The organism is Mycobacterium sp. 1465703.0 (assembly GCF_001672975.1).
In the GTDB taxonomy this organism is placed as follows: domain Bacteria; phylum Actinomycetota; class Actinomycetes; order Mycobacteriales; family Mycobacteriaceae; genus Mycobacterium.
The window spans coordinates 19,377-45,571 of sequence record NZ_LZKU01000127.1; the positions used below are offsets into that span (position 1 = coordinate 19,377).

A 26,195-nucleotide genomic window follows, 5' to 3' on the forward strand; every position below is an offset into this window, starting at 1 on the left:
ACGGGGCTACGACCTGCAAGTGTCCGGTTCTGCGCCCCAGGAGCGCCGCCGGACCGGTTGCCTCGCGCCTAACGACGCGAAGCCGCTTCCAACGCAGCCCGATCCGGTAGGTCGGCCCCCGCGCGGGCGACGGTCAGCGCCGCGGATAGACTCGCCGCGTCCAGCGCCGCGGTCAGGGCCTTTATATCGATCGCACGCAACTCGGTGCGCCGGTCGCCGCCCAACAATTCCGATCCCCATAGCGCGTCGAGCAGACCGGCCATGAAAGAGTCACCGGCGCCGACGGTGTCGACGACGCGCACCACGCGGGTCGGCACCCGGGCAACCCCTGCCGCGCAGAAAGCCACCGCGCCCCGGTCTGCCATCGTCACCGCCACGATGGCGGGACCCAACCGCAGCCATGTTTGCGCGATCTGCTCGGGCGGGTGAGCGGGGTCGATCCAGCGCAGGTCTTCCTCACTGACTTTCACGATGTCACTGCGTTCGACGAGATGCTCGATGCGGGCGACGGCCGATTCCCGATCCGCGATCAGCGACGGCCGCACGTTGGGGTCGAACGTGACGGTAGCCGAGACGCGATAGGTATCGATCAACGCCGCGACGGCTAGGCAGCCCGGATCCTGTACGGCGGCAATCGATCCGGTATGTACGAAGAGCGGCGGGGCGACCGGTGGCGTTCCGGAGAGGCGCCAGTCCAGATCAAATACATAGTTGGCCGATCCGTCCGGGGCGATGGTGGTCCGCGCCGTCGCGGTGCGTTCCGCGGCCCGGCTTTCCGAAACGAGTTGCACTCCTGCGGCTTCGACGTAGTCGACGATGCGCCGGCCATACGAATCGTCGGCGATCGAGGTCAAAAAGTCGATCTCGCGGCCCAGCCGGCCGAGTCCGACGGCGACGTTGAGCGGACTGCCGCCGACGTGCTCGTCGCTGCCGACGATATCGATCAGCGACTCGCCGATCACCAACCCGCGGGTCATCTCACCAAAGCCTCCAGTGTCGCCCGAGCTCCGTTGGCGTGCAACGAATCCAGCGTCCAGCTGTATGCCTGGACGAAACGTGGCTGATGCGCCAAATCCCCGAACAGCGCCGCGATCTCGATGAAGGCGGTGGGATTCTCGTACTGCGACCGGGCGATCGGGATGAGCGAGTCCGCGAGCTGATCAATCACCTCGTACGGCCGCCCCCATTCGTCGGTGCCCTCGGCGTAGCGGGCCCAGCTCGCCACCACCGCCGCCGCAAGCCGGACGGACCCGTCGCCGGCCAGGTTGTCGCAAATCACCGGAATAAGCCACTTGGGAATGCGATCCGAACTGAAGGCGCACAACCGGGCGACGGTGTCGCGCACACCCGGATTGGCGAACCTCTCGATCAGCGTTCGGCTGAACTCGTGCAGGTCGATGCCGGGCACCGGTGGCAGGGTCGGGATGGCCTCGGATTCGAAATAGGCAAGCAAGAATTCGGCGAACAGGGGATCACTCGCCGCCTGGTGAACGAACTCGAATCCGCACAGGTGAGCGAAGTAGGCCAGACACTGATGCCCCGCGTTGAGCAGCCGCAACTTCATCAGCTCATACGGGGCGACGTCGTCGACCAGCAGCACGCCCGCCCGCTCCAGCGGAGGTCTGCCGTCGGCGAACCTGTCTTCGAGCACCCAGGCCGCAAACGGCTCGGCCACCACCGGCCATCGGTCGTTGATCCCGAAGTCGCGCTGCACTTCTTGGGCCATCTGCACGGTCGTCGCCGGGGTGATCCGGTCGACCATCGAATTCGGGAACTCGACGTGCTCGCCCACCCACTCGGCGAGATCGGCGTCTCGGCTCTCGGCATTCGCTAGCACGGCCCGCCGCGCGATCTCACCGTTGTTCTCGATGTTGTCGCACGACACGATGGTCGGCGCGGCGATCCCGCGACGGCGGCGCCGGTCCAATGCCTCGACGATCAACGCGAACGCGGGCCCGTCCGGGTCGCGATAACCACCCTCGGTGATGGTCAGCGAAATGATCCTGGTGGACGGCGCGACCAGCACTTGCAACGCTGCCTCCGGATCGTCGGGCGCGTAACGGTAGTCGATGATCGAGCCAATGACGTGGGCGTCGCGGCTGCCGTCCGGTTTCTCCAGAATCAGCGTGTAGAGCCCGTCCTGATCGGTCAGGACATCGCGCATCGTCCAGTCGGCCGGCATCACGCCGATTCCGCAGATGCCCCAGTCGCGGGCCAGACCGGCTTGCAGCAGCCGGTCGATGTACATGGCCTGATGCGCGCGGTGAAAGTGGCCGGCGCCGATATGCGCGATGCCGACGGTCACGCTGCTGCGGTCATAGGTGGGTGCTTCAATCGGCAGGCTGCTCAGCGCTGCATTGTTCAAATTGATGTCGCCAGCCACCATTGGCCAACTCCTCCCCGAGCGACGGCCCGGATCGTTACCGGGCTCGGGAACCTCCGGTCGGCATGGCCGATAACAACAGAACATCAGCGAGAGCCCGCCATGAATCAGTGATTGCGACCGCACCGGCGTCAATCAATTCTGCACGGCGGCACTCCCGTTCGTCAGGCAGTACGAACATCAGGTTGCCGACCGTGGCATAGCCGGCCGCGACCGCCGAACGCACACCGGCCACGGAGTCTTCGATGGCCAGCCCTTGTTCCGCTGCCACACCCAATACCTGACCGGAATGCAGATACACCGCCGGGTCGGGTTTGCTTGTCGGCACCGGAAGAGAGTCCTCCGCGCTGAAGGTCGCGGCCTCCGATATGAGCGAGTCGAGGCCGGTGGCGGCAAAGCAGGCACGCAGCCGTCTGGTGGCGCTCGAGCTCACGGCGGCCAGCGCATAGCGCGACGCGAGGTCGCGCAACGGTTCCAGCACCTGCGGATCGGGCTTCAGCGTGACAGCCAGATGAGCGGTGACTCGCTCGCGCTCGTCAAGCACCCACTTCTCGAGTTCATCCGCGGACAACGCGTTGCCACTGGCCAACTCGCCGGCCGAGGCGATCACCGCTGCGGGACGGCCCTGAGTCAGCGCCTTATCCATCGGCACTTCGCACTGCACCGCCAGGTCGAGAGCGGTGTTGCGGAAATTCTTCCCAACGGCCCGCTTACGCAACTCCTCTGAACTCAGCGGAGCGGTCACGCCGAACCTGGCCAGGAAACGATTCGTCACCTCGGTCGAGGCGTCGAACGCCGGCCGCTCCGACCCGAACAGATTGTCATCTGCGTCGCAGAGCAGCGTAGTGATGGGCGCCGGGTCGAATCCGCGGACGAAGGTCAAGGCCTCGGTCATCGTGCCACCAACTCCCGCTCGTCATTGCGCATCGCGTCGTGCAGCGTGGGCACCACACCGCGTTCGTCGATATCGGCAATCATGCCGCGCAGCCGCTCCGCGAAACCGGGAACCGCGCGAACCTCGGCGAACATCTCATGACTGAGCAGCGGATCCGGGTTGCTGCCGGCCATGTTGGCAAGCCTGGCCACCGGTATCGCCTGCGAGTCTTCGAGGCGGAGCTGTCGTCCGTTGAGGTCGTGGCCGCGCATGTAGCGGGCCCACCCGGCGACCGCCAACATCAGCAGCGTGTGCGGCCGGCCCTGTTCGATCGCCTCCTGCAGCGAGGGCAGCACAAACGTCGCGATCTTGCTGGTTCCCCGCCGGGCCAGCCGCGACAACTGATCACTCATTCGGTGATTGCTGAGCCGATCGAGCAAGGTGCCCCGGTACTCAGGTGTGTTCATTCCGGGAACTGCGGGCAGCAGCGGCTGAATTTCGTCCCGAAGCAGCGTCTCGACGTAGTCGAAGATGATGTGGTCCCGCATCGCTTCGTCGGTGCGCTGGTAGCCGGCCAGGATGGCCAAGCATGCGAGCGCGATATGGGTTCCGTTGAGCAGACGGGTCTTGATCAACTTGTGGTCGCTGACATCGGCAACGAATTCGGCTCCCACCTCGTCGAGCGGCGGCCGCCCATTGCTGAAGGAATCCTCGATCACCCATTGGCTATGCGGCTCGGTCACGACCGGCCACTTGTCGGCGACGCCGAAGGTCTGCTCGACGAACTTGCGCTCCGACTTCGTGGTTTGCGGGGTGATGCGGTCGACCATGGTCGACGGGAATGCGACATTCGTGTCGATCCAGCGGGCGAGCGCGGGGTCCTTCAATGCGGCGAACGACACCAGCGCGGTTCGGGCCGGCTGGGTGTCGCCGGGAACGTTGTCGCAGCAGAGCACGGTGAATGGCGCCACGCCAGCGCGGCGACGCCGGTCGAGAGCCTCGGCCAGATATCCCCACGCCGTGGCGTAGCCGTCGGAAGCGACCAGGTCGGCTCGCACGTCGGGGTGGTCGGCGTCGAACTCGTCAGTGACCGGGTTCAGGAAGTATCCGTTGTCGGTGATGGTCAGGCTGACTATGCGGGTTTGGGGATCTGCCAGCGCGGCACGGACAGCTGCGCCGTCATTGGGCGCGTAATGAACGGAGCCGATCGAGCCGACCACGCGGGCGGTCTGACGGTCGTGGCCGCGCTGTACCACGGTGTACAGCCCGTCTTGGGCCGATAGCAGATGTTTGACGTCGGGAGAATGGAGACTGACGCTGGTCACGCCCCAATGTCCCGAGATGCCCGTGCGGGCGAGGTCGTCGAAGTAGACGGCTTGATGTGCGCGGTGAAAGTTGCCCGCCCCGATGTGGACGACGCCTCGGCCGAGGGCCGACCGGTCATAGGTTGGAATATCGATTCGGTGGGAATGCAGTCGTAGGGTCGCGTTACTGAGGGGGACGCCACTTTTTGGACGCCATGGGATTACATTGCGCATCAGTGTCCGGTGCCCGAGGGGGGCGGAGGCCTAAACGTCTTCGTGGCCGATGTCACAACAATTGACGTCGACGACATAATTCCAGGTCGGAACGGATTATCGCAGCTCAACCGCGTAAGTTGGCTGCTATGGCGCCGCGGGTGAAGCTGACCAACGCCGAGAAGGTGCTGTACCCCGCCGCCGGCACCACCAAGGCCGACATCTTCGACTACTACACGCGGATCGCCGAGGTGATGATCCCGCACATCGCCGGCCGGCCGGCGACCCGCAAGCGCTGGCCCAACGGCGTCGACCAGGAATCCTTCTTCGAGAAACAGCTGGCTTCCTCGGCCCCGGACTGGCTGCCGCGCGCCAGTGTGACGCACCGATCCGGAACCACGACGTACCCGATCATCGACAGCCCGACCGGTCTGGCCTGGATCGCCCAACAGGCCGCGCTGGAGGTCCACGTGCCGCAGTGGCGGTTCATCGCCGAGTGGACCCGCAGCCGGGCCGAAGAACTCAAACCCGGACCGGCGACCCGACTGGTGTTCGACCTCGACCCCGGGGAAGGCGTGACGATGGCTCAGTTGGCCGAGGTGGCGCACGCCGTCCGCGAACTGATCACCGGAATCGGGTTGACCACCTATCCGCTCACCAGCGGCAGCAAAGGCCTGCACCTCTACACGCCTCTTCAGGAGCCGGTCAGCAGTAGGGGCGCCACCGTATTGGCCAAACGCGTCGCGCAGCAGCTGGAAAAGACGATGCCGACGCTGGTCACGTCGACCATGACCAAGAGCCTGCGGGCCGGAAAGATCTTTCTGGACTGGAGCCAGAACAACGGCTCCAAAACGACCATCGCGCCGTATTCGCTACGTGGGCGCGAACAACCCACTGTCGCGGCGCCACGCACCTGGGAGGAACTGGACGACCCGTCGCTGCGCCACCTGCGTTACGACGAAGTGCTGGAGCGGGTCGCCCGCGACGGCGACCTGCTGGCAGCGCTGGACCAGGATGCGCCGGTCCCGGATCGCCTGACCAAATACCGCAGCATGCGTGACGCATCGAAAACACCTGAGCCGGTCCCGGCGGCGAAACCTGCTCTGGGCCAAGGAAATAGCTTTGTCATCCAAGAGCATCACGCCCGTCGGCTGCACTATGACTTCCGGCTGGAACGAGACGGCGTATTGGTGTCCTGGGCGGTGCCGAGGAACCTGCCCGAAACCACCTCGGTGAATCACCTGGCGGTGCATACCGAGGACCATCCGCTGGAATACGGGGGGTTCGAAGGCATCATCCCCAAAGGGGAGTACGGGGCCGGAAAGGTGATCATCTGGGACTCGGGAACCTATGACGCCGAGAAGTTCCAGGACGACGAGGTGATCGTCAATCTGCACGGCAACAAGGTTTCCGGACGCTATGCGCTGATTCAGACCAATGGTGACCAGTGGCTGGCGCACCGGATGAAGGACCAAAAGGTGTTCGAGTTCGACACCATCGCCCCCATGCTGGCCACCCATGGTTCGGTGACGGCGCTGAAGGCGGGCATATGGGCTTTCGAAGGCAAATGGGACGGGTACCGCTTGCTGGTCGAGGCCGACCGCGGTGCCCTGCGGATACGGTCGCGGCGCGGTCGCGAGGTCACTCAGGAATATCCCGAATTACGTTCGCTGGCAGCAGATCTCGCTGACCATCATGTGATACTTGATGGCGAGGCGGTGGTCTTGGACTCTTCCGGTGCTCCCAACTTCCACGAGATGCAGAACCGCGGGAAAGGCTCGCGCGTCGAATTCTGGGCGTTCGACGTACTGTATCTCGATGGCCGCTCGCTGTTGCGGGCCAGCTACCGGGACCGGCGAAGGGTGCTGGAAATGCTCGGCGCCGGAGGCGATCTCATCGTTCCCGATCTACTGCCCGGCGACGGCAAGCAAGCGCTGGAGGAGTCCGGCAGGCGCGGTTGGGAGGGTGTGATCGCCAAGCGGCGCGACTCGACCTATCAACCCGGCCGGCGTTCGTCGTCGTGGATCAAGGACAAGCACTGGAACACCCAGGAGGTTGTCATCGGTGGCTGGAAGGCCGGTGAGGGCGGGCGCACCAGCGGCATCGGCTCACTGCTGATGGGCATCCCCACCGCCGACGGCCTACAGTTCGCGGGGCGGGTCGGGACCGGGTTCACCGAACGTGACCTGGCCAACTTGAAGAAGACGCTGACACCGCTGCACACCGGCGAATCCCCGTTCCACCCCCCGCTGCCCAGAAGTGAAGCCCGGGGCGTGACGTACGTGGAGCCGGTTCTGGTCGGAGAGGTGCGCTACAGCGAGTGGACTCCGGATAACCGGTTGCGCCAATCGAGTTGGCGGGGCCTGCGGCCCGACAAGGAAGCAAGTGAGGTGGTGCGCGAGTGAAGTGGGTTAGCTATCAAGGCGATGAGGGCGAGCGTGTCGGAGTTGTCTGCGGCGACACCATCTATGCGATGTCACCGGGCCTGACGCTGCTTGATCTGATCGCGCGTGGCTCAGAGGGCTTGCGGCGGGCGGGAGAGGAGGCGCAGCGGTCCCCGGCGGCGACAACGCCGCTCGCACAAGTGCGATTGCTGGCACCTATTCCGCGTCCGCCGTCGATCCGAGACTCGCTGTGCTTCCTCGATCACATGCGCAACTGCCAAGCCGCGCTGGGTGCCGGACGGCAGCTCGCCGACACTTGGTATCGCATCCCGGCGTTTTACTTCGCCTGCCCGGCAACGGTTTTAGGTCCTTATGACGACGCCCCGACGGCTCCCGGAAGTGCTTGGCAGGACTTCGAATTGGAGATCGCGGCGGTGATCGGAACCGGCGGGAAGGATCTCACCGTCGAGCAGGCCGAACAGGCGATCATCGGTTACACCATTTTCAACGACTGGTCCGCCCGAGATCTGCAGCAGATGGAAAGCCAACTGGGGATCGGGCAGGGCAAGGGCAAGGACAGCGGGGTCACGCTGGGTCCCTACCTGGTGACCCCCGACGAGCTCGAGGCCTACCGCCGTGACGGCAAGCTGGATCTGCAAGTCACCGCCCTGGTCAACGACACCGTCATCGGTACGGGGTCGACGGCCCAGATGGACTGGACCTTCGGCGAAGTCATCTCCTATGCCTCGCGTGGCGTCACGCTCAATCCCGGCGACGTGATCGGCTCCGGCACGGTACCCACCTGCACACTGGTCGAGCACCTCAATCCCGCAGCGCTGGAATCGTTTCCGGGCTGGCTGCACGACGGAGACGTCGTCACGCTGCAGGTCGAGGGCTTGGGGGAGACCCGGCAAACAGTCCGCGCGACCAGCGCGCCCGCGCCGTTGGCCGCCCGGCCCAACCCGGATGCCGCATCCGCGCCGCAACGGGTCAACCGCGCGCCGGCCCGGGTACCCTACACCCGCGGACTGCATCAAATCGCGGACCGGGTGTGGGCATGGACATTGCCGGACGGGGGCTACGGCTGGAGCAACGCCGGGCTGATCGCCGGGGAGGGTGCCTCCCTGCTGGTGGACACCCTGTTCGACTTGGCGCTGACCCGTGAGATGCTCACGGCGATGCGGCCTATCACCGGGTCAGCACCGATCACCGACGCGGTGATCACCCACTCCAACGGGGACCACACCCACGGCAATCAACTGCTCGACGCCGCGGTGCGCATCATCGCCGCGCACGGCACCGCCGAGGAGATCGAGCACGGCATGGCACCGGAAATGCTGGCCATGGCGCAAACCGCCAATCTCGGGCCGGTCGCCACGCCGTACACGCGAGAACGCTTCGGGCACTTCGATTTCAGCAACATCAAGCTCCGCAACGCCGATGAGACCTTTGAGCGCGATCTGACCGTCGAGGTGGGTGGGCGGCGGATCGACGTGCTGAATCTTGGTCCGGCACACACCGCCGCCGACTCGGTGGTGCATGTGCCCGATGCGGGGGTGCTGTTCGGCGGCGATCTGTTGTTCATCGGCTGCACGCCCATCGTGTGGGCCGGCCCGATCGCCAACTGGATCGCGGCCTGCGACACCATGATCGCGTTGGACGCACCGACGGTGGTGCCTGGCCATGGGCCGGTCACCGATCCGGACGGAATCCGCGCGGTGCGTGGCTATCTGGTGCATATCGCCGAACAGGCCGAGGCCGCCTACCGCCAGGGGTTGTCGTGGGCCGAGGCTGCCGACACCATCGACCTCGGCGAGTACGCGACCTGGCTGGACGCCGAGCGCGCCGTGGTCAACGTCTATCAGCGCTATCGCGAACTCGACCCGCAGACACCGCAATTGGAGGTGATGGCGCTGCTGGTGATGCAAGCCGAATGGCTCGCCAAACGGTCCTCGTGACCGCCCGCGGCTAGAGTCGTACCGCCCTGACGAAGCCGATGGTGGAGGCGGGGGCCTGGTGTTCAGCGTCCCCTAATTCCGGTAGGGCCGCAGCCGAAAAGAGTTCGGCAAGCGTCGATTTGGTGGTATCCCACCCGTTGCTTTGCAGGTGTGCGGCGACGTCGGTGTGCTCGCCGGGGTAGGTCAACGCGGTGATGTCCAGGTCGACTCCCTGCCGCCGCCAACCCTCGGCCATGCGCCGCGATTGTTCGAGCGCCTCGGGGGAGGTTCCGGCGACGGCTCCATAATCGGCGGCGAACCGGCTGCCCTCGCTGGACAACGGGATGATGGCGTCCAGCAACCGCACTTCGGCCTCGGGTGGAAGAAATCCGATCAGCACTCCCTCGGCGAGCCACGCCGTCCGCTCGGCCGGGTCAAAGCCCGCCTCTTGCAACGCCGCCGGCCAATCCTCGCGCAAATCGATACCGACGGTGCGGAGTTCGGCGGTCGGCGCCGCGCCTATCTCGGCCAGTGTCGCGGTCTTGAACGCGATCACCTCCGGCTGGTCAATCTCGTACACCGTCGTCTCGGCAGGCCAGCGCAACCGGTAGGCCCGGGAATCCAGACCCGATGCCACGATCACCACCTGGCGCAGCCCCGCCTGGCCGGCCGCGGCGAAATAGTCGTCGAAAAACCGGGCCCGCGCGGCGAACGTGTCCACAAACCGGGAAAACCCGACGCCCTTTTCGATCACATCAGCATCGAGTTCGCCGGTCGCCAACTTGGTGAAGAGGTCGAGCCCGGCGGCACGCACCAGCGGCTCGGCGAATTCATCGATGATGACCGGCTGCGGACGTTTGGTGGCGGCCGCCCGGGCGGCGGCCACCATGGTGGCGGTGGCGCCCACGCTGTTGGCCAGGTCCCAGCTGTCACCTTCGGTTCGTGCCATGGCTTCTCCTTCGATGCGTGGCCAAAACCACGGTATGCGTTATCGGTATAAGCCACGTCGCTTACGGTTCCACTATGCCTGCAGTGACATTGGAACCTCTCGACGACAACATCGCCTGCATCACGCTGAACCGGCCCGAGCGCCTCAACGCCATCGATGGATCGTTGATCGACGGCGTCGACGAGGCCTTGGATGTGCTGGACGCGGGCGAGTTCAGGGTGGCGATCCTGACCGGGGCCGGACGCGGGTTCTGTGCGGGCGCCGATTTGAGCGGCACCGGGCGGCCGTGGACTCAGAACAGGCCGACCACCCCGGCGTTCAAGGTCAACTACGACGCCCAGGTGCGGTTGGCCAACCTCTATACCCGGATTTACGAGTTGGACATTCCGGTGATCGGCGCGGTCAATGGTGTGGCCGTCGGGGGTGGCTTGGCGTTCTCGTTGGTCTGCGACATCCGCATCGCCTCCGAGCAGGCGCGGTTCGGTTCGGTGTTCATCAAGGCCGGCTTTTCGTCGATGGACATGGGCACCAGCTATCTGCTGCCGAAGATCGTCGGCGCCGGGGTGGCCCGCGAGCTGATGCTCACCGGTCGCATCATCGACGCGGCCGAGGCCTACCGCATCAAGCTGGTGCACGAGGTCGTTGCGCCGGACGACCTGATGCCCGCCGCACTGCGCAAGGCTCGCGAGATCGCCGAGAACAACGCTTACGGCGTGTGGCAGACCAAGATTGGCCTCAACGCCGCGCTGGACGCGCCCAGTCTGCGCCATGCCATCGAGATCGAGAACCGCACCCAGATTCTCAGCGGATTCACCAATAATCCGGTCGAGGCCGCCGTGGCGCACCGGGAGAAGCGCGCCCCGAAGTGGGATGTGCTGTAACGCTTGCGACCGCCGCGAGCTTGATGGCGGCGGCCCGCTTCGCCCGGCTGCGCCGCGCTTGCGACCGCCGCGAGCTTGATGGCGGCGGCCCGCTTCGCCCGGCTGCGCCGCGCTTGCGACCGCCGCGAGCTTGATGGCGGCGGCCCGCTTCGCCCGGCTGCGCCGCGCTTGCGACCGCCGCGAGCTTGATGGCGGCGGCCCGCTTCGCCCGGCTGCGCCGCGCTTGCGACCGCCGCGAGCTTGATGGCGGCGGCCCGCTTCGCCCGGCTGCGCCGCGCTTGCGACCGCCGCGAGCTTGATGGCGGCGGCCCGCTTCGCCCGGCTGCGCCGCGCTTGCGACCGCCGCTAAAGCTTGGCGATCACGTTCTCGGCGAACATCTCCAGATTGCGGATCTTGTTGTCCAGCGGCTCGGTGTCTTTGCCCTTGATGTAGGGAATGCGGAAGCCGACGATGACGTCGGTGACGCCTTTGTCCTCGAGCCGTTTGATGCCGTCCGCGGTGTAGGCGTCCGCGGAGATGACGTGGATCTCGAACGGACCGGTCTTGCCGGCTTCTTCGCGGAACTTCTTGAGCTTGGCCAGCAGGTGGTCGAGTTCCTCGGGGTCACCGCCCCCATGCATCCAACCGTCCAGGCGCGCCGCGCGCCGCAGGGCCGCATCGGCGTGCCCACCGATCAGGATCGGCACGGGCTTGGTGGGAGCCGGCGTCATCTTGGTCTTGGGGATGTCGTAGAACTCGCCGTGGAATTCGAAATAGTCACCGGTGGTGAGGCCCTGGATGATTTCGATGCATTCGTCGATCCGCTTGCCGCGCCGGGCGAACGGGACACCCAACAGTTCGTAGTCCTCGGGCCACGGGCTGGTGCCGACGCCCAAGCCCACGCGGTTGTCGGTCATCGCGGCCAGCGACCCGATCTGCTTGGCCACCAGCGCCGGTGGCCGGATGGGCAGCTTGAGCACGAAGAAGTTGAACCGCAACTTCGAGGTCACCGCGCCCAAAGCCGATGTCAGCACGAAGGTTTCGATAAACTCCTTGCCGTCCAGGAACTCGCGGTTGCCGTCCGGGGTGTACGGGTACTTCGAGTCGGATTCGAAGGGATAGGCGATGCTGTCGGCGATCGTCATGGCGTGATAACCGGCCGCCTCGGCTGCCTTGGCCAGCGGGATGTAATACCTAAAGTCGGTCATTGCCTCTGCGTAGGTAAACCGCACGTCATCTGCCTTCCTGGGGGAGTCGTCACTCGACATTAGAACGTGTTCTAGTTTCAGCACAACCGGCAGACGGGTGCGACAGCTCGCCGGATTCCTCGACCGCCGCGTGCGGGCGTCCGGCTGAAGCAGGTTCGGACTACAGCTGGTTCTCGGGACCGATGACCGCCCACACCGTCTTCCCGAACGAAGTGGGTGTGCTGCCCCAGGCGCGTGACAACGCGTCGACGATCGCCAGTCCGGACACGTCGATGCCCTTCGGCGGCGACGGCAGTCGCACCGCGGGTGAGTTGCTCGCGTCGGACACCGCGATGGCGGCCGTCTTGCCTTGCGCCTCGATCCGCACCACCGGAACGCTGGCGGTGTGTTCCAGCACGTTCTCGACGAACACGTTGACCACCACCAAGGCCACCGGGATCAGCTTGGACTGCGACCATGTGGTGAGCCATTCGCGGACCAGGCGCCGCGACTCGCGCAGGCTGGTCAGGTCAGCGGGCAACTGGACATCGGCGCGCCGCACCGCGCGACGGCCGTTCTCGCCGAGTGCCTTCAGTGCGGCTTTCTCGCTCGGGTACACCGGCATGAAGTGGCTGACCCCACTGCGGGCGATCGCTTCGCGGGCCGCTCGGTCGGTGCAAACCAAGATGATCGGAATGTGGGGCCCGCTACCGACCTGCCAGTACGCGCTCATGAAGGTCGACCATGTCGATTCGGCCCGCACCTTGAGTCCGGAGACGTCGACGATCACCGCCGCGGCATCGTCCAACGCGGCCTTGAGAATGCGGTCGCGTAGTGCGGTCGAGTTGGCGTCATCAAGTACGCCGTTGACGGTCAAAACGGATACCGAGTCATCGGTCCGCATCGCGACGGCCAGCGGGCCGGCCGATTCAGCTACCGGACTCATCCCAGCTCGGTCCTGGCGTCCGGTCCCATTTCCCGCTCCTCGCATCCTGCCGAACCGATTGCTTGAGTATCCGCCATTCGGGGCAAAAGTCTACTTGGAGAGCGGGCAGCCCAAAATAGCTGCAATCCGCAGGCTGCGATTGGGATCCCGGCGAATCCGTGCCGCAAGCCCGCAACAAAAGCATCATGCGGTCCCTCCCCACACCGCCGGGCGTCGACCAGCACCACCGCAATGCACTAGTGGAGTCCTCCGGGTGCCCAGCGCGCGCTTTCACCGTGATTACCACGGCATGGGCGCGACCAAACTTTCTAGTACGTAAAAAATGTGCGTTAACCAGCGCAAATTGGGCCGGCCGTGGCGCCGCGCGGTAGCCCGCTGATCGGCTCAGTCGTTGCTCAGCGCGTAGGGGGGAGCGCCCACCCCGGCGACCGTGTGCGTCCCCCACGGTGTTTGTTCGACGATGCGGGCCGGCGCGCTGCACGCACCGACGGTCAGGGTGCCGGCCCGCGCTTGCTTGAGGACGTCGTCGGACAGCGGTCCCGATGCCGGACCGAACATCGTTCCCTGCCAGTGGTAGTGCCCGTCGATCGGGTCCAAGTGACCGGTCAGCCGCACCCGGACCTCATGGCGGGTGCCGGCCAGTTCCAGCGTGGCCGATCCGTCGTAGGTGTCATCTCCGGCGGGTGTGCTGGCCGAGAGGTCGAAGGCGGAAGCCACCGGCGGCGGCTCGGCAGGTCGCAATTGAGCACGCTCGTTGAACACCCGCTGGCTGCTGGCACGCACCTCGATGCGGCCACTGGCGGTGCGCCTCATGAGTTTCAGGCACTCGCCGACGTAGCGCGCCTGCGCGTCCGGATCGGGTCCGGTGACGAAAAAGTAGTTGGGGAACCCGCGGACCGCCACGCCGCAGAACGGCTCCATGCCGTCGTGCCAGGCCCGCCGAATGGGCAGCCCGGCCGCACCGACCAATTTCTCATCGGGGACGTCGGCGGGGATGTAGAAGCCGGTGCCGTAGATGATCGCGTCCATGCGGTGGTCGACCCCGTCGACGGTCCGCACGCCAGATGCGGTCACCCCCTCGATTGCCGACGCGGCGATCGCGACCGAAGGCCGTGCGGCAGGCCGGGTGTGGCGGCGCAGCCAACGTTTTGCGCGGGTGGACCACGCCGGCACCTCGGTCACGAAGCGGCGCGGCGGGTGGGCGAACACCGTGATCGACGCCGCTGTTCGGGCAAGCCGCCCGAGGTGGTGGCCGGCCGACGCGTCGGCTCCGACCACCGCGATGTGCTTGCCGAACGGATCGAATTCGGCGTCCCACGCCGCGGCATGAAACGATGCTCCGCCGAACTCGTCGCGCCCGGCGATGCGGGGCAGCCAGGGCAGCGGGACGCCACGGTAAGCGGCGACGACAACGTCGGCCCGGATGACTTCGCCACCCGCCATGGTCAACCGCCAGGTGTCGGAATCGTCGTCGAAGCGTGCACACCGGACCTCGCTGTCCAGCATCACCAGGTCGTTGAAACCGGCTGCCAGCAAGGCGGTTCGGGCACTCTGGCGGCGTGCGCCGGCACCGACGACGGCAATGTGGCAGCGGTGCTCAGCGTCTTCGCGCGGCTGCGTCACAGAAACCTGCTGCGCTTCCAGCCACGCCGCGCGATCGAGCCCATCAGGCCGACTTCGGTCAGAAACGTCGCCAGTGGAGCGAAGCCGGCAACCTGCACCTCGCGGCGATGCGGACTGGTACGCGCGACCTTTCGGGCCCGCTTGGGGTCGAGACCCGCTCGAGCGTAAGGGACGGGATTGCTGAACAGGTAGTTGAAAAAGTATCCGCCCAGGCCGTTGATGTTGGCCATGAACCAGTGGTTGAACCGCGGCATCTCGACGACGCGCTTGCGTGCGCCGTCGCGGGCGAACTGAATATGGCGCGCCTCTTCGGTGACGTGAATCCGCATGAGCCGCTGGATGATTGGCTGCAATTCCGGGTCATCCATCATTTGCCGCTGCAGCGAGTCGAAGATCTCCTCACCGATCAGGGCGGCCACCCAGAGCATCGAGCCGCGCTGAAAAGCCAGAGGCAGGAAATTGATGATCATCCTGTGGAATAGCCGCGGACGTACCGGCTTGGCGCCAATGCGTTCGATGGCCTTACCGAACATCACCATGTGGCGGGTCTCGTCGCCCAGTTCGGTCAGCTTGTAATGTGTCGACTTGCTGGTCGGGTCCTCGTGCAGGATCGTGCGCAGCAACGATTGGTTGAGCATGTTCTCGAACCAGATCCCGGCCGACAGCGTGTTCACCAGTTCCTGGCGGGACAACTCGATCTGTTGTTCACGGCTCATCTCGTCCCACATGGGCGTGCCGTACAGCGACACCAATCGGGGCGGCAGATAGAACTTGTCCGGATCCAGCGGGGCGTCCCAGTCAATGTCGACGACGGGCTCGTAAGACTTTTTGACCGAGCCCTTCAGCAATCGGTCGGAGAAATCTTCACGACTCGGTCCTGCCGGCTTCACCGGAGTGGTCATCGCTGGCGTCCCTCCATTGGGTGCTTCAGACGGTACCCATGGTACTGGGTACTTACGGTCCCGGCTAGATGCTGAAGGTTGCGGTTCGGCAATCTGACGGGCAACGAGCGGCAGGAGGCGACGTAGTGGGCCGGCACATCCATGTCATCGGCATCGGGGCCGGGGACCCCGGCTATCTGACCGTGCAGGCGATCGAGGCGCTCAACGACACACAGGTGTTCTTCGTGATGGACAAGGGCGAGCAGAAGAGCGACCTGGTGGCGCTGCGACGCGAGATCTGCGGCCGGTTCATCCGCGAACCGGGCTACCGCTTCGTCGAGCTGCCCGACCCCAAGCGGGCCGATGATGCCGATTACCGGGGCGCGGTTGCCGAATGGCATGCCGCTCGCGCGCAGATCTGGGCCGACGCCATCGCTGCCGAGCTGGGTCCGGATGGCGTCGGCGGGTTCTTGGCCTGGGGCGATCCGTCGCTGTACGACAGCACGTTGCGCATCCTGGATGCCGTCGTCGCGCGGGTCGACTTCACCTTCGACGTGATCCCGGGCATCACCGCCGTCCAGGCGCTGACCGCCCGGCACCGCATCCCGCTCAACGAGGTTGGCGAACCCGTCCTGATCACCACCGGGCGGCAACTGCGCACACACGGGCCGGCCTCGGGTTCCGCCGTGGTGATGCTCGACGCCGACTGCTCTTTTCAGGTCTGCCCGCCCGACACCCGAATCTGGTGGGGCGCCTACCTCGGTACCGAAGACGAACTGCTCATCGCCGGCACGGTGGGCGAGGTCGCGCCCCGCATCGCTTCGCTGCGAGCCGAAGCCCGCGCCCGGCACGGCTGGATCATGGACACTTATTTGCTCAGACCGGCACACTGAAACGGTGCCCGAACTACCCGAGATCGAAGCGCTGGTCGACCATCTACGGCGCCATGCCGTCGATCTGACGATCGGCCGGGTCGACATCGCCGCCCTGTCCGTGCTGAAAACCTTCGACCCACCGATCAGCGCGCTGCACGGCCAGACGGTTGTCGGGGCCGAACGGTGGGGCAAGTACCTGGGGCTGCGGACGGACAACCTGTTCCTGATCGCTCACCTGTCGCGTGCGGGCTGGCTGCGGTGGTCCGACAAGCTGGCCGCGGCGCCGCTGCGGCCCGGCAAGGGCCCGATCGCGCTGCGGGTGCACCTGGGCACCCCCGGTGAGGCGCCCGGCTTCGACCTCACCGAGGCCGGAACCCAGAAGCGGCTGGCGGTTTGGCTCGTCGAGAGCCCCCAGCAGGTCCCGGGAATCGCCGTCCTCGGCCCGGACGCTCTGGACCTGGACGTCGACGGGCTGGCCAATCTGTTGGCCGGCAACACCGGCCGGATCAAGACCGTCATCACCGACCAGAAGGTGATCGCCGGCATCGGCAACGCCTACAGCGATGAGATCCTGCACGTCGCGCGAATTTCGCCGTTCGCCACCGCCGGCAAGCTGTCCGACCAGCAGCTCGCCACCCTGCACGACGCCATGGTCTCGGTGCTCACCGATGCGGTGAGCCGATCCGTCGGCCAGGGCGCGGCCACGCTCAAAGGCGAGAAGCGCTCCGGATTGCGCGTGCACGCCCGCACCGGGCTGCCCTGCCCGGTGTGCGGGGACACCGTGCGAGAAGTTTCGTTCGCGGACAAGTCTTTTCAGTACTGCCCGACCTGTCAGACCGGGGGCAAGATCCTGGCCGACCGGCGGATGTCGCGTTTGCTGAAGTAGTCGCCCAACCGGCAGTTGACACCTGTCGATATGCTGCCCCGATGACTCGCCAGAAGATCCTCATCACCGGTGCCAGCTCCGGCCTGGGCGCCGGCATGGCGCGCGCCTTCGCCGCCAAGGGCCGCGACCTTGCGCTGTGCGCACGTCGCACCGACCGGCTCGATGAGCTGAAAGCCGAGCTGTCGCGGAAGTATCCGGGCATCAAGGTCGCGGTCGCCGCGCTGGACGTCAATGACCACGAGGCCGTCCCGAAGGTGTTCGCCGAACTGAGCGACGAACTCGGCGGCGTCGACCGCATCATCGTCAACGCCGGCATCGGCAAGGGCGCAAAGCTGGGCTCCGGCAAGCTGTGGGCCAACAAAGCCACCATCGAGACCAACCTGGTTGCAGCGCTGGTGCAGATCGAGACGGCGCTGGAGATGTTCAACAACAACGGTTCGGGCCACCTGGTGCTGATTTCGTCGGTACTCGGCAACAAGGGTGTGCCCGGCGTCAAGGCCGCCTATGCGGCAAGCAAGGCCGGGGTGAGCTCACTGGGTGAATCTTTGCGCGCCGAATACGCCAAGGGACCCGTCAAAGTTTCGGTCCTCGAGCCCGGCTACATCGAGTCGGAGATGACGGCCAAGTCCAACAGCACAATGTTGATGGTGGACAACGAAACTGGCGTCAATGCACTCGTCGCCGCCATGGAACGTGAGCCCGGCCGGGCCGCGGTGCCGTGGTGGCCGTGGGCGCCGCTGGTGCAGTTGATGCGGGTACTGCCGCCTCAGCTGACCAAGATGTTCGCCTGAGATTCAGCTGGTGCGTCCGCGTTCGGCGCGGTAGCGGCGCACCAGGGCGTCGGTAGAGCTGTCCGACTGCGGCGCCGGCGAACCGTCCGCGGTGATCACCGGAAGCAATGCCTTGGCCTGAGTTTTGCCCAGCTCCACGCCCCATTGGTCGAACGAATCGATTCCCCAGATCACGCCCTCGGTGAAGACTTGGTGTTCATACAGCGCGATCAGCTGACCCATGACCGACGGGGTGAGCCGGTTGGCCAGAATCGAAGTCGACGGCCGGTTACCGGGCATCACCTTGTGCGGCACGATGTCGGCTGGGGTGCCCTCGGCGGCGATTTCTTCGGCGGTCTTGCCGAAGGCCAGGACCTGGGTCTGGGCGAAGAAGTTGCTCATCAACAAGTCGTGCATGCTGCCGCTGCCTTCGGCGGTCGGCAAGTCGTCGATGGGTTGGCTGAATCCGATGAAGTCGGCGGGCACCAATCGGGTTCCCTGATGCAGCAACTGGTAGAAGGCGTGCTGTCCGTTGGTTCCCGGTTCGCCCCAAAAGATTTCGCCGGTGTCCGTGGTGACCGCACTGCCGTCCGCTCGGGTCGACTTGCCGTTGGATTCCATGGTCAGCTGTTGCAGATAGGCCGCGAAACGGGCCAGGTCGTTGGCATACGGCAGTACGGCGCGCGATTGCGCACCCATGAAGTTGGAGTACCACAGGCCGATAAGTCCAAGCAGGACAGGTGCATTGGACTCCAGCGGTGCGGTCTTGAAATGCTGGTCGACGATGTGGAATCCAGACAGGAAGTCCGCGAAGGCTTCCCGGCCGATGACGGCCATCACCGAAAGGCCGATCGCCGAGTCCACCGAGTAACGGCCTCCCACCCAGTCCCAGAATCCGAACATGTTGTCGGTGTTGATGCCGAAGTCGTCGACGAGGCGTTTGTTGGTCGAGACGGCGCAGAAGTGCTGCGCCACCGCGGCGTCGCCCAGCGCGTCGGTAATCCAGCGGCGCGCGGCGGTGGCGTTGGTCAGAGTTTCCAGCGTCGAGAATGTCTTCGACGCGACGATGAAAAGTGTTGTGGCCGGGTCTAAGTCAGCCAGGGTGGCGATCAGATCGGCCGGGTCGACGTTGGAGACGAAGCGGGCCGAGATCCCCGCATCCGCATAGTGGCGCAGCGCCTGGTAGACCATCACCGGGCCCAGGTCCGAACCACCGATGCCGATGTTGACCACCGTGCTGATCCGTTGTCCGGTGGCTCCGGTCCATTCACCGCTGCGCAACCGGTCGGTGAAGTCGCCCATCGCGTCGAGCACCGAGTGCACTTCCTCGACGACGTTCTGGCCGTCGACCACCAGTTCGGCGTCCCGGGGCAGTCGCAGAGCGGTGTGCAACACCGCGCGATCCTCCGAGGTGTTGATGTGTACTCCGGCGAACATCTGGTCGCGGCGCTCTTCGAGGTTGGCCGTGCGCGCCAGATCGACCAAGAGCCGCAGCGTTTCTCGCGTGATGCGGTGCTTGCTGTAATCGATGTAGAGGTCGCCGACCGACACGGTCAGCTCACGGCCGCGATCGGGATCGTCGTCGAAGAACTGGCGCAGATGGGTGTCGCCGATTTGCTCGTGATGCCTGCGCAGGGCGTCCCACGCCGGAGTGGCGGTGATGTCGGGGATGGTGTGCACGGAGGTCATGCTTCGACCCTATGGGCTGCGACCTGGCGGAGCCAGGCGTAACGGCGTCCGCTGTGCGCGACCAGTGACTCAGTGACCGAGCCGGCCCCTGCCCAGCCGCAGCAGCAGGATCGCCAGGTTCTTGCCGTCGGGGCCCAGCTCGCTGTAACGCTCGATGACCTTCATTTCACGGCTGTGCACCAGTCGGGTCCCGCCGGATGCCATCCGGGTCCTTCCGATCTCCTGAGAAACCTCGGTGCGTCGCTTCACCGCCGCGAGAATCTCGGCGTCGAGCCGGTCGATCTCGTGGCGCAAGTCGTCTATGTCGGTGACCTCTTGGGTCTCGACTGTCTCGATGTTCATCTCTGCGGACTCCGCGTCGTCGTCGTGATGTGGGGGGTCTGGTCTCATGCAGTATCGGGCCTCACAAAAGACGATCCCCGAGTGCTGAATGCGGACCCCGGGGCTCTGCGGAAGCAGTTAGACCACGGGCACCACGAAAGGGTACCCGTAGCGAAATCGGCGACGCCAGTCCTGGGTGGCGAGGCACTGCCGACACTGCACGTTGAGCACAAATCGAGTGTGCCACTAAAAACAACATGCGCCAGCAAAACCAGTAAACGCACAGGAAAAACATGTTTAAGCTGCAGTTTTGGACTCTGGCGCAGGTACCCCACCGAACAGAATCCGGTTGCCGACGTGGCATCCGACACGCCGAATTGTCGGCGGTCGACGTGCCGCCGCCCCGGGCGCTGGGGCCACTAACCTGATCTGATGCCAGGGCGCTAGTCGTCAGTGGGCGGCGGTAAGTTTGGACTGACATGAGTGTGCACGCAACAGATGCCAAGCCGGCCTCCGAAGCAGATCAACTGCTCGACGGCCTCAATCCGCAACAGCGCCAAGCGGTGGTGCATGAGGGCTCCCCGCTGCTGATCGTCGCGGGTGCCGGTTCGGGGAAGACCGCGGTGCTGACGCGCCGCATCGCCTACTTGATCGCCGAACGCGGGGTCGGGGTCGGCCAGGTGCTGGCCATCACCTTCACCAACAAGGCCGCCGCCGAGATGCGGGAACGAGTCGTGAGGTTGGTAGGCAACCGGGCCCGCGCCATGTGGGTGTCCACCTTCCACTCGACCTGTGTGCGCATCCTGCGCAACCAGGCATCGCTGATCGAGGGTCTCAACTCCAACTTCTCCATTTACGACGCCGACGACTCGCGGCGTCTGCTGCAGATGATCGGGCGCGACATGGGGCTCGACATCAAGCGCTACTCGCCGCGACTGCTCGCCAACGCCATCTCCAACCTGAAGAACGAGCTGATCGACCCGGCCCAGGCGGTGGACAACCTGACCGACGATTCCGACGAGTTGTCCCGCACGGTGGCCAGCGTCTACGGCGAATACCAGCGGCGGCTGCGGGCGGCCAACGCGCTGGACTTCGACGATTTGATCGGGGAAACCGTCGCGGTGCTGCGCGCCTTCCCGCAGATCGCCCAGCACTACCGGCGCCGGTTCCGCCACGTCCTCGTCGACGAGTACCAGGACACCAACCACGCGCAGTACGTGTTGGTACGCGAACTGGCCGGCCGCGGCGGTTCAGCGAGGCTCGCCGGAGCTGGCCCGGGGGCCGGCGGAGGCGAGGCGAAGCTGGGACCGCCGAATCAGCCCGGCGGTGACGAGGTATCTGATGAGGTGCCGCCCGCGGAGCTGTGCGTGGTCGGTGACGCCGACCAGTCGATCTATGCCTTCCGCGGCGCCACCATTCGCAACATCGAGGATTTCGAACGCGACTACCCGGACGCGACAACCATTCTGCTGGAACAGAACTACCGCTCGACGCAGAACATCCTGTCCGCGGCCAACTCGGTGATCGCCCGCAACTCCGGGCGCCGCGACAAGCGACTGTGGACCGCCGAAGGTGCCGGCGAGCTGATCGTGGGCTACGTCGCCGACAACGAGCACGACGAAGCCCGATTCGTCGCCGAGGAGATCGACGCGCTCGCCGACAAGGGCGAGATCACCTACAACGACGTCGCCGTCTTCTACCGCACCAACAACTCGTCGCGGTCTTTCGAAGAGGTGTTCATCCGCGCCGGGATCCCCTACAAAGTCGTTGGGGGAGTGCGCTTTTACGAGCGCAAGGAGATTCGCGACATCGTCGCCTATCTGCGGGTGTTGGACAACCCCGGGGATGCGGTCAGCATGCGGCGCATACTGAACACCCCGCGCCGTGGTATCGGCGATCGTGCCGAGGCCTGCGTGGCGGTGTACGCGGAGAACACCGGCGCAAGTTTCGCCGACGCGCTGGTTGCCGCGGCCGAAGGCAAAGTGCCGATGCTGAATTCGCGCGCGGAGAAGGCGATCGCCGGTTTCGTCGAGTTGCTGGACGAGTTGCGCGGCCGCTTGGACGACGATCTTGGCGATCTGGTCGAGTCGGTGCTCGAACGCACCGGCTACCGCAGGGAACTGGAATCCTCCACCGACCCCCAAGAACTGGCGCGGTTGGACAACCTCAACGAACTCGTCAGCGTGGCACACGAATTCAGCACCGACCGGGCCAACGCCGCCGCACTGGACGAGTCCCTGCAAACCCCCGAGGACGAAGACGTGCCGGATACGGGTGTGCTGGCAGAGTTTTTGGAGCGGGTCTCGCTGGTCTCGGACAGCGACGAGATCCCCGAGGACGGCGCTGGCATGGTCACCCTGATGACGTTGCACACCGCGAAGGGCCTCGAATTTCCGGTGGTGTTCGTGACCGGCTGGGAGGACGGAATGTTCCCCCACATGCGGTCGTTGGACGACCCGGTCGAACTCTCCGAGGAGCGGCGGTTGGCCTACGTCGGGATCACCCGGGCCCGCCAACGGCTCTACGTGAGCAGGGCAATCGTCCGGTCCTCCTGGGGACAACCCATGCTCAACCCGGAATCGCGCTTCCTGCAAGAGATTCCACAAGAGCTCATCGAATGGCGGCGCACCGCGCCGGCGCCCTCGTTCAGCGCACCGGTCAGCGGCGCCGGCCGGTTCGGCACGCCACGTGCGGCCCCGACCCGCTCGGCGATGAGCAAGCGACCGCTACTGGTGCTCGAACCCGGTGACCGGGTGACGCATGATAAGTACGGGCTGGGCCGGGTCGAGGAAGTGTCCGGCGTCGGCGAATCGGCGATGTCGCTGATCGACTTCGGCAGCTCGGGGCGGGTGAAGCTGATGCACAACCACGCCCCGATCAGCAAGCTTTAGCCGGCGACTAGACGAGTCGAACGTGCACTCAGCGCGAAAAAATAGGGAAATCTTCGCTGTCAGTGCACGTTCGGCGGGTCAGGCGGCGTCCAGCCAGCGTTTGGTTTGCGGCAGCAACACCAGCACCACCGTGGCGATCGGCAAGACCGGCAGCAGGTGCACAACCCAGGCGACCCGGGCACCCGCGATGAACACGCCGACATAGGTGAGAATCGCGACCAGCGCGCCGGCCATCAGCAGGTAGCGGCTGATCGATCGGCGCTTCAGCAGCAGGATCACGCCCGACACCGTCGTGCCCGCGAACACCAGAGCGAGAAACGCGACCGCGATGCAGAACAGGCGGTCCGATCGCCACCAACCGGCGATCAGGTCGGTGGCCACCACCGAGGTCGCCCAGCCGCTGACGATGCTGACTGCGCAGGCGGCGACGGCCGTGCGGTCGCTGGGTTCAAGGGCCGCTACTCCGGCATAACCGGTGCGACCCGCCCGGTAGGCCGGCGGTTGCGAGGCGAAGTGCGTGGTCGGAGTGTCCGGCGTGGTCGGAATCGGTCCGGTCGGCGCACGCCGGATGATCCGTGTCCGTGTGTCAGAGGGCGATTCGGGCTCTGGCGCGGGCTCGGCCGCGGGCTCGGAAGGATGCGGACCGGAAGGTTCTTCGTTCGGCGCGGTCACCTCAGCCAGCGTAGTTGCCGACGCTGAGACCACGCTTAGCGAGCCACGGCACCGGGTCGATCCGCTCGGTGCCGCCCTGCAGTACTTCGAAGTGCAGGTGCGGACCGGTGGAATTGCCCCGGTTGCCCATGGTGGCGATCTGGTCGCCGGCCATCACCCGCTCACCGACGCTGACCAGTGTGGTGTTGATGTGTCCGTAGAGCGTGACCGTGCCGTCGGCGTGCCGGAGCTTGACCAGCATCCCGTAGCCGCTGGCCGGGCCGGAGTCGATGACGATGCCGTCGGACACCGCGTAGATCGGTGTCCCGATCGAGTTGGCCAGGTCGATACCGGCGTGCAGCACGCCCCAGCGGTAGCCGAAGTTGGAGGTGAAGATCCCCTTGGTGGGCATGACGAAGAGCGGTTGCGACAACCGCGCCTCGCGCTGGGCGCGATCGTTGGCGAAGGCGACACCCTTGGCCAGCTCCTGGTTGTGCAGCGCGGCGGTGGCCGCCGGCTCCGCGGCGATCACCTGGGCGCCGCGGACGGTATTGCTGCCCGCTCCGCCAGTTAGTGCGGATGCGTTGGCGGTCAACACCGCATCAGTCTTGGGGGTGTCGGCGTGGCCGGTGGCGGAGTGCGCCGCCGCGGCTGCGGCACCGGCGGCCATCGCCGAGATCAGCAGCCGCCCACGGGCGGCGCTGGTGGCTTGCTTGCGGTGCTGCCCGCCGCGGCGCGCGACGCCGACGACGTCGGTGGCGTGCGAACGATCGAGACGCCGCTCGGTGCGCGGCTCGACGACAATTCGCGGCAATACCTCGGTGACGGGTGCGGCCAGCCAGACCGGGCGCAGATCGTCGGTCTCGTGCAGGTCGTCGAGTTCGGGTGCCAGCAACACTCGCGTCGCGTTGTCGAACGGCGAGTCGTTGCTGAAGTCCAGGCCGCTGAGATCGCCGGCGTCGTCACTGAAGTCAAAGTCGTCGAAATCAAAGCCGTCGAGCGGGAGGATTTCGGTGACCTCGGTGCGATGCGGTGCATCCGCCCACCGGGCGCCTGCTGCGCGACCAACCCTCACAACGCCCTCAGTTACGGCAGAAGGCCGGGCAAAACGGTGCTGGGACAACCTGAAATGTCCTCGTATCGTGACCATAACGTTATCTGGACCCTAGGAAGGTATCCGCTAACGCGCGCGGCTGGCAACCGCGTGGGAAGATCCGGGCCGATTTGTGATTTGTATCACGCGGACGGTCAACCCCTAGCTCGTGAGCTGTACCACATCGGCGGACGCGGCGATCAACGCTGTTCGAGGGGTCGATAAAGTTCGTCCGTGCGAGTTGCCGAATGCGGCACCGCCCACCAAGAGGCCTAATAGTTGAGTCGAGCGAAGACAGAGAGTCCATGGACCTTTTCGAGTATCAAGCAAAAGAGTTGTTCGCCAAGCACAAGGTACCGACTACGCCGGGGCGCGTGACCGATACCGCCGAAGGCGCTCGGGAGATCGCTACCGAGATCGGTCGTCCAGTGATGGTCAAGGCGCAGGTGAAGGTCGGCGGACGCGGTAAGGCGGGTGGCGTCAAGTACGCGGCGACGCCCGACGACGCCTACGAACACGCCAAGAACATCCTCGGTCTCGACATCAAGGGACACGTCGTGAAGAAGCTGCTGGTCGCCGAGGCCAGCGATATCGCCGAGGAGTACTACATCTCCTTCCTGCTCGACCGGGCCAACCGCACTTACCTGGCCATGTGCTCGGTCGAGGGCGGCATGGAGATCGAAGAGGTCGCCGCCACCAAGCCCGAACGGCTGGCCAAGGTCCCGGTGGACGCGGTCAAGGGCGTCGACCTGGCGACCGCTCGTTCCATCGCCGAGCAGGGCCACCTGCCCGCCGAGGTGCTCGACGCCGCCGCGGTCACGATCAACAAGCTGTGGGAGGTCTTCGTCGCCGAAGACGCCACCCTGGTTGAGGTCAACCCGCTGGTGCGCGACCCGCAAGACCAAATCCTGGCGCTGGACGGCAAGGTCACTCTCGACGCCAACGCCGACTTCCGTCAGCCCGGCCACGCCGAGTTCGAGGACCGCGACGCCACCGATCCGCTGGAGCTCAAGGCCAAGGAACACGACCTGAACTACGTCAAGCTGGACGGCTCGGTCGGCATCATCGGCAACGGCGCGGGCCTGGTGATGTCGACGCTCGACGTCGTCGCCTACGCCGGCGAGAAGCACGGTGGGGTCAAGCCGGCCAACTTCCTCGACATCGGTGGGGGCGCTTCGGCCGAGGTGATGGCCGCCGGGCTGGACGTCATCCTGAACGACAAGCAGGTCAAAAGCGTGTTCGTCAACGTGTTCGGTGGCATCACTTCGTGCGACGCCGTCGCGAACGGCATCGTGACCGCGTTGAACATGCTCGGTGACGAGGCCAACAAGCCGCTCGTGGTCCGCCTGGACGGCAACAACGTCGACGAAGGCCGCAAGATCCTCGCCGATGCCAACCACCCGCTGGTCATCCAGGCAGAGACCATGGACGCCGGTGCCGACAAAGCCGCCGAGCTGGCGAACAAGTAGAAAAGGAC

Annotated in this window: 21 protein-coding genes and 1 pseudogene; 9 read left to right on the top strand and 13 right to left on the bottom strand. The window is 65.6% G+C overall.

Annotation, left to right across the window (positions count from 1 at the left end; genetic code table 11):
* Positions 1-68 precede the first annotated feature (68 nt).
* The 4 genes from A5625_RS11125 to A5625_RS11140 are packed head-to-tail and all read right to left on the bottom strand — an operon-like array spanning position 69 to position 4,795.
* Positions 69-977, bottom strand: coding sequence for a carbohydrate kinase (locus tag A5625_RS11125; protein ID WP_066992942.1), 909 nt, complete (start codon positions 975-977; stop codon positions 69-71).
* A complete protein-coding gene (locus tag A5625_RS11130; RefSeq protein ID WP_066992945.1) occupies positions 974-2,386 on the bottom strand; it encodes a mannitol dehydrogenase family protein in 1,413 nt (470 codons plus the stop codon). Before A5625_RS11130 ends, A5625_RS11125 begins: the two co-directional genes overlap by 4 nt.
* A 34-nt stretch (positions 2,387-2,420) precedes the next feature.
* Positions 2,421-3,278 (bottom strand): HAD family phosphatase, encoded by an 858-nt coding sequence (locus tag A5625_RS11135; RefSeq protein WP_066992948.1) that lies wholly within the window; start codon positions 3,276-3,278, stop codon positions 2,421-2,423.
* Positions 3,275-4,795, bottom strand: coding sequence for a mannitol dehydrogenase family protein (locus tag A5625_RS11140; RefSeq protein WP_066992951.1), 1,521 nt, complete (start codon positions 4,793-4,795; stop codon positions 3,275-3,277). The genes A5625_RS11135 and A5625_RS11140 overlap by 4 nt, the downstream gene beginning before the upstream one ends.
* Positions 4,796-4,923: 128 nt before the next feature.
* Here A5625_RS11140 and A5625_RS11145 point away from each other — a divergent pair, with 128 nt between their 5' ends.
* Together A5625_RS11145 and A5625_RS11150 are read left to right on the top strand one after the other, a co-directional pair.
* Complete coding sequence (locus A5625_RS11145; protein ID WP_066992953.1) at positions 4,924-7,179, top strand: ATP-dependent DNA ligase; 2,256 nt, start codon at positions 4,924-4,926, stop codon at positions 7,177-7,179.
* Positions 7,176-9,116, top strand: a complete 1,941-nt coding sequence (locus A5625_RS11150; RefSeq protein WP_066992957.1) for a fumarylacetoacetate hydrolase family protein — start codon at positions 7,176-7,178, stop codon at positions 9,114-9,116. Before A5625_RS11145 ends, A5625_RS11150 begins: the two co-directional genes overlap by 4 nt.
* A gap of 10 nt (positions 9,117-9,126) precedes the next feature.
* Here the strand turns inward: A5625_RS11150 and A5625_RS11155 are convergent, their stop codons facing one another.
* Positions 9,127-10,044, bottom strand: coding sequence for an SAM-dependent methyltransferase (locus A5625_RS11155; protein ID WP_066992961.1), 918 nt, complete (start codon positions 10,042-10,044; stop codon positions 9,127-9,129).
* A gap of 74 nt (positions 10,045-10,118) precedes the next feature.
* Between A5625_RS11155 and A5625_RS11160 the strand changes: the two genes are divergently transcribed.
* Positions 10,119-10,925, top strand: coding sequence for an enoyl-CoA hydratase/isomerase family protein (locus tag A5625_RS11160; RefSeq protein ID WP_066992963.1), 807 nt, complete (start codon positions 10,119-10,121; stop codon positions 10,923-10,925).
* A 345-nt stretch (positions 10,926-11,270) separates the two neighbouring features.
* On the opposite strand, the gene A5625_RS11165 is transcribed toward A5625_RS11160, so the two are convergent.
* The 4 genes from A5625_RS11165 to A5625_RS11180 form a co-directional block, all read right to left on the bottom strand.
* A complete protein-coding gene (locus A5625_RS11165; protein WP_066992965.1) occupies positions 11,271-12,137 on the bottom strand; it encodes an LLM class flavin-dependent oxidoreductase in 867 nt (288 codons plus the stop codon).
* A 136-nt stretch (positions 12,138-12,273) separates the two neighbouring features.
* Positions 12,274-13,038, bottom strand: a complete 765-nt coding sequence (locus A5625_RS11170; RefSeq protein WP_066992968.1) for an STAS domain-containing protein — start codon at positions 13,036-13,038, stop codon at positions 12,274-12,276.
* 384 nt (positions 13,039-13,422) lie between these two features.
* The gene (locus A5625_RS11175; RefSeq protein ID WP_066992970.1) at positions 13,423-14,661 is read right to left on the bottom strand and encodes a DUF4873 domain-containing protein; all 1,239 of its coding nucleotides are present in this window, start codon (positions 14,659-14,661) and stop codon (positions 13,423-13,425) included.
* Positions 14,658-15,563: a diiron oxygenase gene (locus tag A5625_RS11180; protein ID WP_066992976.1), complete on the bottom strand. Its 906-nt coding sequence runs from the start codon at positions 15,561-15,563 to the stop codon at positions 14,658-14,660. The genes A5625_RS11175 and A5625_RS11180 overlap by 4 nt, the downstream gene beginning before the upstream one ends.
* A 125-nt stretch (positions 15,564-15,688) precedes the next feature.
* Between A5625_RS11180 and cobF the strand changes: the two genes are divergently transcribed.
* The 4 genes and pseudogenes from cobF to A5625_RS11195 all read left to right on the top strand — a co-directional run bounded on the left by cobF (position 15,689) and on the right by A5625_RS11195 (position 18,094).
* Positions 15,689-16,435: a precorrin-6A synthase (deacetylating) gene (gene cobF, locus A5625_RS11185; protein ID WP_066992978.1), complete on the top strand. Its 747-nt coding sequence runs from the start codon at positions 15,689-15,691 to the stop codon at positions 16,433-16,435.
* 4 nt (positions 16,436-16,439) lie between these two features.
* Positions 16,440-16,682, top strand: a pseudogene (locus A5625_RS30100) (DNA-formamidopyrimidine glycosylase family protein); the annotation flags it as partial.
* 120 nt (positions 16,683-16,802) lie between these two features.
* Complete coding sequence (locus tag A5625_RS30105) at positions 16,803-17,303, top strand: zinc finger domain-containing protein (protein WP_369830002.1); 501 nt, start codon at positions 16,803-16,805, stop codon at positions 17,301-17,303.
* A 41-nt stretch (positions 17,304-17,344) separates the two neighbouring features.
* Entirely contained in the window at positions 17,345-18,094 is a 750-nt protein-coding gene (locus A5625_RS11195) for an SDR family oxidoreductase (RefSeq protein WP_066993003.1), read from the top strand.
* 3 nt (positions 18,095-18,097) lie between these two features.
* Here A5625_RS11195 and pgi read toward each other — a convergent pair whose 3' ends face one another.
* Positions 18,098-19,762 carry a glucose-6-phosphate isomerase gene (pgi, locus tag A5625_RS11200; RefSeq protein ID WP_066993005.1) on the bottom strand — a complete coding sequence of 555 codons (1,665 nt, stop codon included), beginning with the start codon at positions 19,760-19,762 and terminating at the stop codon, positions 18,098-18,100.
* Positions 19,763-19,831: 69 nt separating this feature from the next.
* A complete protein-coding gene (locus A5625_RS11205) occupies positions 19,832-20,152 on the bottom strand; it encodes a chorismate mutase (protein WP_082984366.1) in 321 nt (106 codons plus the stop codon).
* Positions 20,153-20,562: 410 nt separating this feature from the next.
* Here A5625_RS11205 and pcrA point away from each other — a divergent pair, with 410 nt between their 5' ends.
* Complete coding sequence (gene pcrA, locus A5625_RS11210; RefSeq protein ID WP_066993009.1) at positions 20,563-22,974, top strand: DNA helicase PcrA; 2,412 nt, start codon at positions 20,563-20,565, stop codon at positions 22,972-22,974.
* A 78-nt stretch (positions 22,975-23,052) separates the two neighbouring features.
* On the opposite strand, the gene A5625_RS11215 is transcribed toward pcrA, so the two are convergent.
* Complete coding sequence (locus tag A5625_RS11215) at positions 23,053-23,646, bottom strand: hypothetical protein (protein ID WP_066993011.1); 594 nt, start codon at positions 23,644-23,646, stop codon at positions 23,053-23,055.
* Between the two features lies 1 nt (position 23,647).
* Positions 23,648-24,700 (bottom strand): M23 family metallopeptidase, encoded by a 1,053-nt coding sequence (locus tag A5625_RS11220; protein WP_197516049.1) that lies wholly within the window; start codon positions 24,698-24,700, stop codon positions 23,648-23,650.
* 323 nt (positions 24,701-25,023) lie between these two features.
* Here A5625_RS11220 and sucC point away from each other — a divergent pair, with 323 nt between their 5' ends.
* Positions 25,024-26,187 carry an ADP-forming succinate--CoA ligase subunit beta gene (sucC, locus tag A5625_RS11225; RefSeq protein WP_066993014.1) on the top strand — a complete coding sequence of 388 codons (1,164 nt, stop codon included), beginning with the start codon at positions 25,024-25,026 and terminating at the stop codon, positions 26,185-26,187.
* The last annotated feature ends 8 nt before the right edge of the window (positions 26,188-26,195 follow it).